A 13,447-nucleotide genomic window follows, 5' to 3' on the forward strand; every position below is an offset into this window, starting at 1 on the left:
CGCAGTGTATCAGCCGATCCGCGAGACCCGCCTTAGCAGGTCCAAAGCCCAGGCCATGCCCCGGAGCTGCACGTCCACCCGGTCACCGGGGATGGTCAGGGCTTTCGAGACCGTTCCCTCTGGTCCGGCCAGGGCGATGAACAGGGCCCCCACGGGCGCGCCCCCTTCGGCACTCGGGCCGGCATTGCCGGTGATCCCCAGGCCCCAGGCGGCGCCCAGCCGGGCCCGGACCTTCTCGGCCAGCTCGCGGCTGGTGGCTTCGGACACGGTGCCATCCTGGGCCAGTTGGGCCGCATCCAGCCCCAGCAGGGCCACCTTGGCTTTCGCTGAATAGACCGTGGCGCCCCCCAGGAACACCTCGCTGGCTCCGGGAATCGCCGTAAGGCGGGACGCCAGCAGGCCACCCGTCACGCTCTCGGCCACGGCCAGCGTCTCTCCCCGGGCCTTCAGGCCCGCCAACACCGCATCTTCGAGGTTGCCCTCCCCCACGCCCACCAGGTCCTCGCCCAGCACGGGCTGGAAGTCGGCCCGGGCGGCCTCCAGGGCTGCGGGATCGGAGCCGCGGGCCAGCAGCTCTACCTGGGTGAGGCTGGCGAGGATGGTCCAGTCCAGGTGGCTGTGCCGCTCCCGGACCGCGCGGATCCGCTCGTCCAGGGCGCTCTCGGGCACGCCCGCCACCACCATGCGCAGCGTATGCGTGGGAGTCCCCGCAAGGGCACGCAGGCGGGGCTCCACCTGGTCCTCCCACATGCGCTTCATCTCCCGGGGCACCCCCGGCATCATCACGATGCGCACGCCGGGATGCCCTTTCGGGTTCTCCCACCACACCCCGGGAGCGGTTCCCACAGGATTGCGCAGCGCCTCCGCCCCTTCCGGCAGCAGGGCCTGCTTGAAGTTGGAGGCCGGAGGCACCCGCTTGCGGGCGGCATAGAAAGCCAGCATGTCCTCGCGGCTCTGCGCGTCCTCGCGCAGTTCCGCGCCCAGGACTTCCGCGAAGCACTCCTTGGTGAAGTCGTCGAAGGTGGGCCCCAGCCCGCCGGTGGTGAGGATGAGATCGGAGCGCGTCAGGGCCTCGCGGAAGAGAGCCGCCAAGTCCTCATGGCTGTCCCCCACGGCGGTCTTGCGGTGGAAGGCCAGACCCAGGGAGGCCAGGCGTTCCCCCAGCCACACGGAATTCGTATCCAGGCGGCGCGTGGTGAGCAGCTCGGTGCCGATGGCGATGCATTCGATGCGCATGCCTGATGGAACCATGGCCGCGGCGAAAGCTCAAAGGCCGGTCAGGATTCCAGCCACCGCTGCGCAGCCCAGCGCCCCGCCCAGATGCCGGCGCCCGTGCCCACCATGCTGAGCACCACCGCGGTCGCGATCCCGACGAGGTCGCCCAGGTACCAGCCGACGAGGCTGCCCAGGGTGGCGCCGACGAACCCCATGAGCTTTTCCACGAAGAGGCCTCCAGGGAACTTAGGATGAAGGAACTGAGCGAGGTGTTCCCATGATCATCCCGGATCTCGACGACCTGGTGCTGGAATCCGACGAGGAGTCCGGCATCCAGGAGCTGGGCCGCCGGTTTCTGGCCCGCGGTCCCTGGACCACCGTGGCCTTCCTCGTGAAGACGAAGGCCGATCCCGAAGGCGACTGGGAGGGCCCTTCCCTCTGGCTGCACCGGTATCAGAAGGTGGCCCAGGGATGGAAGCTGGTGAGCCGCTTCCGCACCACGGAGCCCGCCCAGCTGGAGAAGCTGGCAGACGCCCTGGATGGCTGGAAGGGTTACTTTTAGAGTGCCTAACAACACCCCCACGGGGCCGGGCGAGGGCCGCCGGGCGAGCGAGGGAGGAAGGCGAGGAGACGCGTAGCGGGTACTACGTGCGACGAGCGTGACGCGGCATCGCGACGCCCGCCGGCCCTCGCCCGACGGGAGAAAGCCAGGCAGGCGCCCCGCGGCGTCATGGCCCTTGAACGATGAACCACATCGCCCTGCGGGCCCTTCCTTGCGGTGCATCTCGTCTGGCTTTCTCGCGGCCCCGTCGGGGTTCTGTTAGGCACTCTTAAGCGCCGGCAGGTAGCGCTCGCGGATCACCGTCAGGTGGTGGGCCGCGTGGCCCTGAGTGATGTAGGGGATGCAGCGGGCCGTGATGGCCCGGTTGTTGGTGGTGCCCTGGTTCCCCCAGGCTGCGTCCGGCAGGCTGCGGAACAGCGCGAGGCTGGCAGTCCGCAGGGCTCGCCATTCCGCGATCAGATCGGCCAGGGACCGTCCGTCGGCTCCGGCGGCCGCAGCGTAGTCGTCCTCCTCGAAGCCTGGCATGGGGGTGGCGTCCCCCCGTCCGATGCGCAGGCAGCGGTAGGTGAAGATGCGCTCGGCATCGATGATGTGCTGGAGCAGGTCCTTCAGGCTCCACTTCCCGGGGGCGTAGCGGAATCCGCCCTGGGCGTCGGACAGCCCCTCGAACAGGGCCACCACCTCCTCCAGTTGCGCCTGGAGGAGGGCCAGCACATCGCCCTCGCCAGCCTCGGCGATGTAGGTCGCATAGCCTTCGGCGTATTCACCGGGGAGCGGACGTGTGAGGCTCATGGGCCCTCCTTCAGAAGGTCATCACCTTCATGGTGTTCGTGCTGCCGGTCTTCCACAAGGGCAGACCCATGGTCATGACGACGCGATCGAGGCCCCCCAGCTCATGCTTGGCCACCAGCAGCTCGCGCACCACGGACACCATCTCGTCCGTGCTGCTCACCCGGGGGATCAGCAGGGCCGTGACGCCCCGCAGGAGGCCCATGCGCCGAGCGGTGACCTCGTCCACCGTGGCCCCCAGCACCGGTGTCCGGCCCGCCAGGCGGCTCACCATGCGGGCCGTGCCGCCACCCTCGGTGAAGGCCACGATCCAGCGGGCGTTGATCTCGTCCGCCGTGCGGCAGGCGGCGAAGGCCACGGAAATGTCCGTGCGGGAAAGCACCTTCTCGGCCAGCTCGTCGGGCAGTGTGGGGGTGCGCTGCTTCACGTTGCTGTCCGCCTCCGCCGCGATGCGGGCCAGCCACTGGACGGCTTCCACGGGGTGGGCTCCCGTGGCGCTCTCGGCGCTGAGCATGACGGCGTCCGTGCCGTCCCAGATGGCGTTCGCCACATCGCTGGCCTCGGCGCGGGTGGGCTGCGCGTGCTCGATCATGCTCTCCAGCATCTGGGTCGCGGTGATCACCGGCTTCAGGGCCCTGCGGGCGGCCCGGATGATCTCCTTCTGCAGGCCGGGAACCCGCTCCACGCCGAGCTCCACGCCCAGGTCGCCGCGAGCCACCATCACGCCCCAGGAGACGTCGAGGATCTCGCCCAGGTGGGCCAGGGCCGTGGGGTGCTCGATCTTGGCGATGATGGGCTGAGTTCCGCCCAGGTGCTGGATGATCGCCTGGAGCTGCTGCACGTCGGAGGCCCGGCGGACGAAGCTCTGGGCGAAGAGATCCACCTCGTGCTCCACCCCCCACCGGATGTCGGCGTGATCCTTCTCGGTCAGCGGATCCACATTGATGTCCATGCCGATGGGATGGACGCCCTTCCGCGCCTTGAGGGGGCCGCCGATGACCACCTGGGCCTTCAGCAGGTCCGCGCTCTTCGCGAGGATCCTCACCGTGATGGCGCCGTCGTCCAGGAGCCAGAGCTGGCCCGGCTCGGCCCCCTCGAAGAGCTCGGGATGCGGCAGGGGCGCGGCCCAGGCCACGCCGGCGGGGACGGTGGCGCCGGGCGCGTGGAAGACCCCTTCGCTGCCCTCGGCCAGGTCCGCGGGCGTTTCCAGGAGGCCCACCCGCCACTTCGGGCCCTGGAGGTCCAGGAACACGGGAATGGAGCGGCCGAGTTCCGCGGCCAGGGCCCGGACCTTCTGGAGAGCTTCCAGGCGCGTCGCGGGATCCCCATGGCTGGCATTCAGCCGGACCGCATCCGCCTCGCGAAGGGATTCCCGCAACCGGTCGCCTTGCATCAGGGCGGGTCCCAAGGTCATCACGAGTTTGGTCTTGCGCACATCAGCTCCCATCGCATGCACAGGCATTCCACACACTTTTCCACAGTCTGCGCCTGCGTTTTGAGGTTGTCACGGGGCTTTCACTCTTTTCATCGCGGTGCTACCTTCTTGATCCCGATACGGATGATGGAGAAGACGGAATGCGCGAGAAGCTGCGTATCCTCGTGGCGGAGATGGTGCGTGGCGGTGTGCCTCTGGAGCTGGCGCGCCGCGAGTTCGAGCGGGTGTACCTGGAGGAGGTGCTGGCGACCCACGAGGGGAACCACAGCGCCGCGGCCCGCGAGCTGGGCATCCATCGGAACACGCTCGCCAAGAAGCTGGAGGCCCCGACGAGCCGGCTCAAGCGCGTCAGCCTCGCCAGCTGACCTCTGGACCACCCGCGGACGAAAACCCGGTTGCGCCGGGTTTTTCATTTTGCATACCGCGCCCGCTTTTCTTTCGACAGGACCGCCCCGGATCGGTACAACTGGGAATCGGAGGGCGCCATGAAGAAGGTGGCCATCAACGGGTTGGGGCGGATCGGGAGGCTGGTGCTGAGGCACCTCATGAAGGTGCCCCATGTGCGTGTGGTGGCGGTGAACGACCTCACGGACGCCGCCACCTTGGCCCACCTCATGAAGTACGACTCCGTGCATGGGCCCGCGGACTTCCCGGTGGCCTCCGACGGGAACTACCTGGTGCTGGACGGACGCCGCATCCGGGTTTACGCGGAGAAGGATCCCCAGCTCATCCCCTTCGGCGCCCAGGGAGCCCAGGTGGTCCTGGAATGCACCGGGAAGTTCACCAAGCGGGTCCAGGCCGCCGTCCACCTCCAGGGCAGCGTCAGCCATGTGATCATCAGCGCGCCCTCCGGCGACGCGGACCGCACCATCGTCATGGGCGTGAACGAAGCGACGCTGGATCCCGCCAACGAGCACGTGATCTCCAACGCGAGCTGCACGACCAACTGTCTCGGCCCCCTGGTGAAGGTGATGGACGAGGCCTTCGGCATCGACTACGGCTTCATGACCACGGTGCACAGCTACACCAACGATCAGCGCGTCCTCGACCTTCCCCACAAGGATCTCCGGAGGGCGCGGGCCGCGGCCCTCAGCATGATCCCCACCAGCACCGGCGCGGCCAAGGCCATCGGCCTGGTGCTGCCCCACCTCAAGGGCCGCATGGATGGCCTGGCAGTGCGCGTCCCCACCCCCGATGTGAGCATCGTCGACCTCACCGCCACGCTCAAGTCCGACGCCACCCTGGAAGCCGTGCAGGAGGCCTACCGCCGGGCCGCCGAGACCGGCCCCCTGGCGCCCTATCTGGAGGTTCTCGACGCGGAGCTGGTGAGTGCGGACCTGCGCGGACGGACCGCCAGCACCCTGTACGACCCCTACCTCACGAAGGTGCTCGGGCCCCGGATGGTCAAGGTCTTCGCCTGGTACGACAACGAGTTCGGCTACGCCGCCCGTCTGAAGGACCTCTGCGTCCACCTGCTGGAGCGCCTCTAGCCGATGACCGCCCTAGCCCTGAATGGCCTCGGCCGCATCGGCCGTTTGCTGGTGCGTCGCCTCACGGCGACCCGGCCCGGCGCGCTCGGCGCCGTGAACGACCCGGCCCCCATGGACCAGCTGGTCCACCTGCTCCGCTACGATTCCGTCCACGGCCCCAGCCTCGAGCCCATCGAAGGCCTCACGGAGGGCGGGCAGGATTTCCTTCTGCTGGGTGGGCGCCGGGTGCCCCTCTTCCACGCCGCGGATCCGGCCCTGATCCCCTTCCCGGCGGGCACGCGCCTTGTGGTGGAGGCCAGCGGCCGCTTCACCCGGAACGTCGACGCCACCCGGCACCTCAAAAACGGTGTGTCGCACGTGGTGATCAGCGCCCCCAGCCCCGACGCGGACTACACCGTCATCGCCCCGGTGAACGGATCCGGGCTCGACCTGGCCCGCCACCGGGTGATCTCCAACGCGAGCTGCACCGCCCACGCCACGGCCCCCATGCTGAAGATCCTGGACGACGCCTTCGGCCTCGACCATGCGGGCATGAGCACCGTGCACGTGGTCACCAACGACCAGCGCCTCCTGGACCTGCCCCACAAGGATATGCGCCGCGCCCGGGCGGCGTTCCTGAGCATCATCCCCACCACCTCGAGCGCCTTCGGGGCCCTGCACCGGGTCATGCCGGATCTGCCCCCCGCCTTCGACGGTGTGGCCCTCCGGGTTCCCACCCTGAACGTCAACCTGGTGGACGTGGTGGCCACCCTCCACCGCGAGGCCGATGCCGCCGCCCTGAATGCCGCCTATGCCTCCGCCGTGGCCGGTTCATGGAGGGGCCTCGTGGACCTGGCCCCACCCCACGCGGTCAGCAGCGACGTCACCGGCCGGGCGGAAAGCGTGCTCATGGACCTGGAGCTCACCATGACCCTCGGTCCGCGCTTCGTGAAGGTCTTCGGCTGGCACGACAACGAGACGGGCTACGCGGCCCGGCTCTGCGAGCTGGTCCTGGATCTGGCGGGAAGGATTTAGATTGCCCGACCAACCCTCGACGGGGTCTTGTTAGGCGCTCTCAGATCGTCCCCGCCGCGTAGCCGGTGCTGAAGGCGGCCTGGAGGTTGTAGCCGCCCACGGGGCCGTCGAGGTCCAGCAGCTCGCCGCAGACCCGCAGGTTCTCCCAATCGCGCAGGGCCATGGTGCGCGGATCCACGGCGGCCAGATCCACGCCTCCCGCCGCCACCTCGCCCCGGGCCAGGGGAACAGGCTGGGGCGCGCCGAGCGGCAGGGCCGTGACGAGGCCCACCAGCGTCCTTCGCCCGCCCCTGGAGAGATCCTTGAGCATGAGGTCGCGGCCGATCCCCGCCTCCGCCAGAAGATCCTCCACCAGCCGCTCCGGCAGGCGCCGCTGAAGCCACGTGGCCGCCCGCAGGCGCGGGTTGGCGTGGGTCTCCGCCTGGAGTGCAGCGTCCACCGCCTCCGGCGCCTCGAGGAGGCTTGCGTGCGCCAGCCAGGCCGCGCCCTCGCGGCGGGCACGCTCCACGGCCTGACTCAGTTCCAGGGCGGCGGGGCCGCTGATGCCGGGCCTCGTGAAGAGGACGTCCCCCGCGAAGGCGGCAAGCCGGCGTCCGGCGGGCCCCGCGCACAGGCGCAGCTCTCCGTTTCTCAGGGCCACGCCCTCCCAGGCGGGACGTGGCCGCGCCAACGGGATGGGCGCCAGCGCCGGAAACCAGGGCTTCACGGGGACGCCCAGCTCCCTCAGCCACCCCAGCACCTCCCCCCGCGTGCCGGTCTCGGGATAGCTCGCCCCTCCGGTGGCGAGGATGACGTGATCCGCCTCCAACCGCGCCTCGCCCACGCGCAGGGCAGCCAGGCGCGACGGACCTCCTTCCGGCGCGGTCGTGCGAGCCTCCAGCGCAGTCACGCGGGCCCCTGTGCGCACGTCCACACCCAACCGGCGCACGAGGGTCTCGAAAGCGGCCACCACGGCCGCGGCGCTGCCGGGGCGGTCCAGAGGGAACACCCGGCCGTTCTCCCGGGTGTAGGTCTCCACGCCCTCCCGGCGCAGCAGGTCCAGCACGGCCCCATTGCCGAAGGCATGCAGGGAGGGGCGCAGGAAGCGGGCCTGGTCCGTGGAGAAGGCCGCCAGCAGGGCCTTCGGCGAACCCTCGTGGGTGATGTTGCACTTGCCGCCGCCGCTGATGCGGAGCTTCACGCCCAGCCGCCCGTTGGCCTCCAGCAGCGTCACTGCATGTCCCTGCGAGGCGGCCCGCCAGGCCGCCACCAGCCCCGCCGCACCGCCTCCCACCACGATCACCTTCGCCATGGGTCCATCATGACGGAGCGCGCCTACTGGAAGATCCCCTTGAAGAACTTCCGGATCTTTCCGTCACCGGCGCCCTTCTTCCCCCGGTGCTTCTGGAGCTGGATGGGATCCGGCAGGGTCCGGTGCCGCTCGGGAACCGCCATCCAGGGCTGGTACCCCTCCAGCTCGAGCCGAAGCTGGTGGCTGCCTTCCCCGGGAATCTCGATGGCGGCAGGGGTCTTCCCCTTGGGTTCTCCGTCCAGCAGGATCGCGGCGCCCGCCGGCTCCGTGGTCACCTGGACCTGGAAAGGCGCTGGCTGAAGCCGGAGAGCCAGGTCCTTGTCCTCCGCCTTCAGGTGATAGGCCAGGGGCAGATAGTCCGGCTTCTCCAGGCGCAGCAGGTCCGCCTTCCCCTTCACCACCACCTGGCGCAGCGGGGTCCGCCCCAGGGACGTTCCATCGAGGAACACCTCGGCGCCCCCGGGCTTCGATTCGATGGACAGCACCCGGCTGGGCTCGGGCCGAAGCACCAGGAACCCAAGCGCGAGGGCCGCCAGGAGGGCGCCCCCAGCCCAGAGCCACCGGCGCTGTGGAGGGGCGGCGGCCGGGTGTTCGAGCCTCAGCGTGCCCGTGGCCTTCACTGGAGCTGTGGAGGCCAGCTGGGCCAGGTGGGCCGCGCGGCGCTCCGAAGGCATGGGCAGCGCCTCGATGAGGGCCGCCAGGAAGGAGGAAAGGTCCGGGTACCGCTTCTCCGGGTTCTTGTCCAGGGCCTTCCCGAAGACCTCGGCCAGGCCGGAAGGGAAATCCGGCGGCCAGACCGGGGCCTCGTGCACGATCCGGTAGAGGGTCGCCCCCACACTGTCTCCCGCGAACGGGAGCGTGCCTGTCAGCATCTCGAAGGCCGTGAGCGCCAGGGCCCAGCGGTCGGCGGCCGGGGTGGCCCTCTCGCCGTTCAGCACCTCCGGGGCGGCGTAGGCCGGCGTGCCCAGGAAGGTCGACGTGGTGGTCAGCCGTCCCGTCTGGTCGCCCCGGGCGATGCCGAAGTCCATGAGTTTCAGGCGTCCGTCCCTGGCCACCATGAAGTTGTCGGGCTTGATGTCCCGGTGGAGGATCCCCAGGGCATGCACAGCGGCCAGGGCATCCGCGGCCTGGATCAGCAGACCTGCCGTCTCGTCGGGGTCCAGCGGACCGCGCCGGATCCGGTCCGACAGCGATTCTCCCTCCACGTACTCCATGACGAGATAGGGCCCGAGGTCCTGCGCCTCGCCCACGTCGTAGACCGTGATGGCGTTGGGATGGTTCAGCCGGGCTGAGATCTCCGCCTCGCGCTTGAAGCGGAGCAGCACCTCCGCGTCGCCGGTGCCTTCCCGGACAACCTTGATGGCCAGGGCCCGCTTGAGCAGGGGGTCCTCCGCCAGATACACCATTCCCATCGCGCCAGAACCAAGCGTGCCGAGGACCTTGAAGCGGCCAATGGTGGAAGGATCCAGACTCATCCTTCCAACGATCATGCCAGAGGCGGAGCCGGCCCGTCGCCCCGGCTACACTCGAGGCATGTCCGAAGTCGGCTTCTCCAATCCACGTCCCGCCCAGCTCCGCCGCTTCGGACGGGTGTTCTACCCCGCGGGCCTCCGCATGCAGAAGGCCCTGGCCGCCCATGTGAGCCAGCCGGGAAATCCCGACCAGCTCGTGCTTCTGGAACACGATCCCGTCTTCACGCTGGGCAGAAACGCCACGCCAGCCGACATCCACATGAGCGACGATTTCCTGACCGCCCAGGGTGTGAGCGTCCACCGCACCGATCGGGGCGGCGAGGTCACCTACCATGGTCCCGGCCAGATCGTGGCCTACCCCATCTGCAACCTCCGGGGCGGCCGCGAGGACGTGGGCCGCCTGGTGCGCGGGCTGGAGGAGGCCATGATCCGCACCGCGGCGGACTTCGGCGTGGTGGCGGACCGGCTCAAGGGCGCACCTGGCATCTGGGTGGAGACCCCGCGGGGCCTCGAGAAGCTGGGCGCCATCGGCCTCCACCTGAGCCGCTGGATCACCACTCACGGCATCGCCTTCAACGTGCGCCCCAACCTGGACCACTTCCGCTGGATCACGCCCTGCGGCTTCACCGACAAGGGCGTCTGCAGCCTCCAGTCGCTGCTGGGCGAGGACGCGCCCACCTGGGAGGTCGCGGCGGACCGCCTCCAGGGCCACCTCCTCACCTTCCTCGCCATGGACCTGCAGCCGGTCCGCGAACCCAGCCGCAGCGTCTCCGCCATGACCTGGCGCCGCGGCGCGGCGGGCCCCGAGATCCTGATGATGCTCCGCGTCCCGGCGCACGGGCTCTGGTGGCAGAGTGTCACCGGCATGATGGAGCCTGGCGAGACGCCCGAGCAGACCGCCCACCGGGAGCTGATGGAGGAGACGGGCCTCACCGGCACGCTGCGCCCTTTGGGCCTCTCCCACAGCTTCTGGGTGGACCCCGCCATCGTGCGCTTTCCGGATGCGGAGCCCAGGTTCAACACGGAGACCTGCTTCTCCATGGAGGTGTCCGCCGAAACCCCCGTCCGCCTGGAACCCCTGGAGCACAGCGAGTTCAAGTGGTGCGCGCCCGATGAGGCCCTGGAACTCATGAAGTGGGAGGGCTCCAAGGCCGCGCTGGGGCTTCTGAGGAAGACCCTCGGCTGCTGAACGGATCCCGTTTCGGGAAGGAAGCGGCCTCCTGCGGCCGTCCACCGCATCCCCCTCCCGGAAAGCTGGAGGTTCCCCAAGCCCGGGCATGGGCGGTCTGTGATTCCACCGCCCGTAGGGCGCGGCGCCAAGGGCACCCGTTCCTGCCTTGCTAACCTGGGATGTTCAACCGGAGCCTCCCATGTTCCCCCAGTTCACCGAGGACCAGACCGCCATCCGCGACGCCGCGCGGGACTTCGCGATGTCCGAGATCGAACCCGGAGCTTCGGCGCGGGACGCCAGCGGCGAGTTCCCCGGTGACATCGTGAAGCAGCTCGGGGAGATGGGCTTCATGGGCATGACCGTGCCCGAGGCCTACGGCGGCGCCGGCGTGGACTTCCTCAGCTACATCCTGGCCCTGGAGCAGGTGGCCTACGCCGACGCCTCCGTGGCCGTGACCATGAGCGTGAACAACTCCGTGGCCTGCGGGCCGATCCTGGCCTTCGGCACCGAAGCCCAGAAGCAGAAGTACCTCAAGCCCATGGCGAACGGCGAGATGATCGGCGGCTTCATGCTCACGGAGCCCGACGCGGGTTCCGACGCCGCGGCCCTCAAGACCCGCGCCACCCGGGTGGACGGCGGCTGGAAGCTGAACGGCGCGAAGGCCTGGATCACCAACGGCGGCGTGGGCCGCTACTTCATCACCATGGCGCGCACCGACCCGGACAAGGGCAAGAAGGGCATCAGCGCCTTCATCCTCGACGCGGATCAGCCGGGCGTGGTCATGGGTCGGCCCGAGGCCAAGATGGGCCTCCGCTCCAGCAAGACCGTGATGGTGGCCCTGGAAGACGCCTTCGTGTCCGAGGACGCCATGCTGGGCAAGCCCGGCGATGGCCTGAAGGTGGCCTTCGGGGGCCTCGACGGCGGGCGCGTGGGCATCGCGGCCCAGGCCCTGGGCATCGCCCAGCGGGCCATGGACGAGAGCGTGGCCTACGCCAAGGCCCGCATGTCCTTCGGGAAGCCCATCGGCGAGCACCAGATGATCCAGACCTACCTGGCGGAGATGGAGGCGCGCCTCCAGGCCGCCCGCCTGCTGGTCTACCGTGCCGCCGCCCTCAAGGGGGCCGGCAAGCCCTGCACCGTGGAGGCCGCCACCGCCAAACTCTTCACCACGGAAAGCGCCGTGTGGATCTGTGACCGGGCCGTGCAGATCCATGGTGGCTATGGGTACTCCCGGGAATACACCGTCGAGCGGCTCTACCGGGATGTCCGTGTGACCACCATCTACGAAGGCACCAGCGAGATCCAGCGCATGGTCATCGCCCGCGAGATTCTGAAGTAGGCGATCTTTTCAACGCACGATGAAATAACACTTGCCCTCATCTTGCGAGGGAGGCATCCTGCTTGTGCGGGGCTACCTAAACGGGCCTGCAGGCTGGTCCGTAGGCACCTTGTCCCCGTGGCGGCTCTTTTTGTTCCTCTAAGGAGTGGTGATGACGCGTCCCCTGATCCTCCCGGCCCTGTTGGTGGCCTTCTCCCTGGTGGCGCAAGAAGCTCCCAAGGCGGATGCGGGCGCGCCCGCCGCCGCGAAGCTGACCCTTCAGGCCGCCATCGAGACCTCCCTGAAGAACAACCTGCAGGTGCAGATCGCCGTCGAGACGCGCGACTTCACGCGAGCTGGCCTGATGATCGAGCAGGGCGCCTTCGACTGGAACCTCACCAGCGGCCTGAGCGTGAGCAAGACTCAGGACGGCTTCCGCTATCCCAACGGAGACGGCACTTTCGGAACCCTGGAGGGCACGGCGTTCAACCGGAGCCTGACCGTGGGGTCCACCAAGGCCTTCGGCTGGGGCGGCAACCTGAGCCTCAGCTACGCGCCTCTGTACAGCTTCCACACCGGCAGCCTCTACACCGGCTCCACGACCAATCCCTACGACGGAAGCTTCTCGGCCACCTACTCCCAGAGCCTGCTCCGCAACTTCGGGCGCGCGACCACCGAGAGCCGCCTGATCGTGGCGCGCAAGAGCGCCCAGGCCGCGGATCTCAATTTCCAGCTCTCCATCATCAGCCTGGTGGCCAGCACCGAGTCCCTCTACTGGGACGTGGTCTTCGCCCAGCGCAATCTGGAGAACAAGCAGCAGGCCCTGGCCCTGGCCCAGAAGCAGCTCAACGAAAACCAGATCCGCGTGCAGGTGGGCACCCTGGCCCCGATCGAGGTGACCTCCTCCGAAGCCTCGGTCGCCCAGGCCCAGCAGGACATCATCTCGGCCGAAGCCCAGCTTCTTAATGCCAAGGACGCCTTGATCCGCGCGCTCTATCCCTCCTCCGAGCGCCCCCTGAACCTGGAACCGGCCGATGCCCCCAGCATCAAACCCCTGGAGCTGAATGAGGCCGCGGCCGAGAAGCAGGCCCTGGCCAACCGCATCGAACTCAGGACCGCCCGCCTCGACCTGGAATCCAAGCAGGCCCTGGAGACCGCGGCCAACAACCGCATCCTGCCCCAGCTGGACGCCTTCGCCACTTACACCGGCAACGCCGCCTCCCAGATCCCGTCGGAAGGCCTGGCCGCGGTCAACAAGGACCTCACGAAGGGCACCTACCCCGGCTACACGGTGGGCCTCCAGTTCTCCATGCCCATCCAGAACCGGGCAGCCCGGGGCAATCAGGCCCAGGCCCGCGCCAACCGGCGCCAGAGCGAGCTGACCCTCCGCGACCTGGAGCTGGGCATCACGCTTGAAGTGCGCCAGGCCTTCCGCAACCTGGACGCCTCCGGCAAGGGCGTGGTGGCCGCCGAGAAGACGCGCATCTTCCGAGAAAAGGACCTCGAGGCCGAGCAGAAGAAGTTCGAGAACGGCATGAGCACAAACTTCCTCGTGCTCTCCAAGCTCAACGACCTGAACACCGCCAAGGGCAATGAGCTGCAGGCCCAGATCACCTACGCCAAGGCCGTGACCGCCCTGGAGAAGGCCCTGGGCCATCTGCTGGAAGCGCGGAAGCTTGAGGTGAAATAA

General features: G+C 69.0%; 13 protein-coding genes. 7 read left to right on the forward strand and 6 right to left on the reverse strand.

Annotated features, from left to right (window positions below; translation table 11 throughout):
* Positions 1-9: 9 nt before the first annotated feature.
* Positions 10-1,236: a CinA family nicotinamide mononucleotide deamidase-related protein gene (locus tag MLE42_RS02610; protein ID WP_243286314.1), complete on the reverse strand. Its 1,227-nt coding sequence runs from the start codon at positions 1,234-1,236 to the stop codon at positions 10-12.
* Positions 1,237-1,277: 41 nt separating this feature from the next.
* On the reverse strand, positions 1,278-1,442 hold the full coding sequence (locus MLE42_RS02615; protein ID WP_243286315.1) for a hypothetical protein: 165 nt from the start codon (positions 1,440-1,442) through the stop codon (positions 1,278-1,280).
* Between the two features lie 50 nt (positions 1,443-1,492).
* Here MLE42_RS02615 and MLE42_RS02620 point away from each other — a divergent pair, with 50 nt between their 5' ends.
* On the forward strand, positions 1,493-1,777 hold the full coding sequence (locus tag MLE42_RS02620; protein WP_243286316.1) for a hypothetical protein: 285 nt from the start codon (positions 1,493-1,495) through the stop codon (positions 1,775-1,777).
* Between the two features lie 258 nt (positions 1,778-2,035).
* Here MLE42_RS02620 and MLE42_RS02625 read toward each other — a convergent pair whose 3' ends face one another.
* Together MLE42_RS02625 and pyk are read right to left on the reverse strand one after the other, a co-directional pair.
* Complete coding sequence (locus tag MLE42_RS02625) at positions 2,036-2,569, reverse strand: DinB family protein (RefSeq protein WP_243286317.1); 534 nt, start codon at positions 2,567-2,569, stop codon at positions 2,036-2,038.
* A gap of 10 nt (positions 2,570-2,579) precedes the next feature.
* Positions 2,580-4,001: a pyruvate kinase gene (pyk, locus tag MLE42_RS02630; RefSeq protein ID WP_243286318.1), complete on the reverse strand. Its 1,422-nt coding sequence runs from the start codon at positions 3,999-4,001 to the stop codon at positions 2,580-2,582.
* Positions 4,002-4,141: 140 nt separating this feature from the next.
* Between pyk and MLE42_RS02635 the strand changes: the two genes are divergently transcribed.
* The 3 genes from MLE42_RS02635 to MLE42_RS02645 all read left to right on the forward strand — a co-directional run bounded on the left by MLE42_RS02635 (position 4,142) and on the right by MLE42_RS02645 (position 6,505).
* Positions 4,142-4,366, forward strand: coding sequence for a helix-turn-helix domain-containing protein (locus MLE42_RS02635; RefSeq protein ID WP_243286319.1), 225 nt, complete (start codon positions 4,142-4,144; stop codon positions 4,364-4,366).
* 120 nt (positions 4,367-4,486) lie between these two features.
* Positions 4,487-5,491, forward strand: a complete 1,005-nt coding sequence (gene gap, locus MLE42_RS02640; RefSeq protein ID WP_243286320.1) for a type I glyceraldehyde-3-phosphate dehydrogenase — start codon at positions 4,487-4,489, stop codon at positions 5,489-5,491.
* A 3-nt stretch (positions 5,492-5,494) separates the two neighbouring features.
* Positions 5,495-6,505 carry a type I glyceraldehyde-3-phosphate dehydrogenase gene (locus MLE42_RS02645; RefSeq protein ID WP_243286321.1) on the forward strand — a complete coding sequence of 337 codons (1,011 nt, stop codon included), beginning with the start codon at positions 5,495-5,497 and terminating at the stop codon, positions 6,503-6,505.
* A gap of 40 nt (positions 6,506-6,545) precedes the next feature.
* Here MLE42_RS02645 and MLE42_RS02650 read toward each other — a convergent pair whose 3' ends face one another.
* Both MLE42_RS02650 and MLE42_RS02655 read right to left on the reverse strand, forming a co-directional pair.
* Positions 6,546-7,796 (reverse strand): BaiN/RdsA family NAD(P)/FAD-dependent oxidoreductase, encoded by a 1,251-nt coding sequence (locus MLE42_RS02650; RefSeq protein WP_243286322.1) that lies wholly within the window; start codon positions 7,794-7,796, stop codon positions 6,546-6,548.
* Positions 7,797-7,819: 23 nt separating this feature from the next.
* A complete protein-coding gene (locus MLE42_RS02655) occupies positions 7,820-9,271 on the reverse strand; it encodes a serine/threonine-protein kinase (protein WP_243286323.1) in 1,452 nt (483 codons plus the stop codon).
* Between the two features lie 58 nt (positions 9,272-9,329).
* Between MLE42_RS02655 and lipB the strand changes: the two genes are divergently transcribed.
* The 3 genes from lipB to MLE42_RS02670 all read left to right on the forward strand — a co-directional run bounded on the left by lipB (position 9,330) and on the right by MLE42_RS02670 (position 13,447).
* Positions 9,330-10,457, forward strand: a complete 1,128-nt coding sequence (gene lipB, locus MLE42_RS02660; protein WP_243286324.1) for a lipoyl(octanoyl) transferase LipB — start codon at positions 9,330-9,332, stop codon at positions 10,455-10,457.
* Between the two features lie 181 nt (positions 10,458-10,638).
* Positions 10,639-11,778 (forward strand): acyl-CoA dehydrogenase family protein, encoded by a 1,140-nt coding sequence (locus tag MLE42_RS02665; RefSeq protein ID WP_243286325.1) that lies wholly within the window; start codon positions 10,639-10,641, stop codon positions 11,776-11,778.
* Between the two features lie 151 nt (positions 11,779-11,929).
* Complete coding sequence (locus MLE42_RS02670; RefSeq protein WP_243286326.1) at positions 11,930-13,447, forward strand: TolC family protein; 1,518 nt, start codon at positions 11,930-11,932, stop codon at positions 13,445-13,447.

The sequence above is a fragment of the Geothrix terrae genome, from assembly GCF_022808775.1.
GTDB lineage: Bacteria > Acidobacteriota > Holophagae > Holophagales > Holophagaceae > Geothrix > Geothrix terrae.

Coding starts and splice junctions, on each gene's coding strand:
- MLE42_RS02650 (WP_243286322.1), bottom strand. CDS start 7,796: ATGGCGAAGGTGATCGTGGTGGGAGGCGGTGCGGCGGGGCTGGTGGCG.
- MLE42_RS02655 (WP_243286323.1), bottom strand. CDS start 9,271: ATGAGTCTGGATCCTTCCACCATTGGCCGCTTCAAGGTCCTCGGCACG.
- MLE42_RS02610 (WP_243286314.1), bottom strand. CDS start 1,236: ATGCGCATCGAATGCATCGCCATCGGCACCGAGCTGCTCACCACGCGC.
- MLE42_RS02620 (WP_243286316.1), top strand. CDS start 1,493: ATGATCATCCCGGATCTCGACGACCTGGTGCTGGAATCCGACGAGGAG.
- MLE42_RS02645 (WP_243286321.1), top strand. CDS start 5,495: ATGACCGCCCTAGCCCTGAATGGCCTCGGCCGCATCGGCCGTTTGCTG.
- MLE42_RS02635 (WP_243286319.1), top strand. CDS start 4,142: ATGCGCGAGAAGCTGCGTATCCTCGTGGCGGAGATGGTGCGTGGCGGT.
- gap (WP_243286320.1), top strand. CDS start 4,487: ATGAAGAAGGTGGCCATCAACGGGTTGGGGCGGATCGGGAGGCTGGTG.
- lipB (WP_243286324.1), top strand. CDS start 9,330: ATGTCCGAAGTCGGCTTCTCCAATCCACGTCCCGCCCAGCTCCGCCGC.
- MLE42_RS02625 (WP_243286317.1), bottom strand. CDS start 2,569: ATGAGCCTCACACGTCCGCTCCCCGGTGAATACGCCGAAGGCTATGCG.
- MLE42_RS02665 (WP_243286325.1), top strand. CDS start 10,639: ATGTTCCCCCAGTTCACCGAGGACCAGACCGCCATCCGCGACGCCGCG.
- MLE42_RS02670 (WP_243286326.1), top strand. CDS start 11,930: ATGACGCGTCCCCTGATCCTCCCGGCCCTGTTGGTGGCCTTCTCCCTG.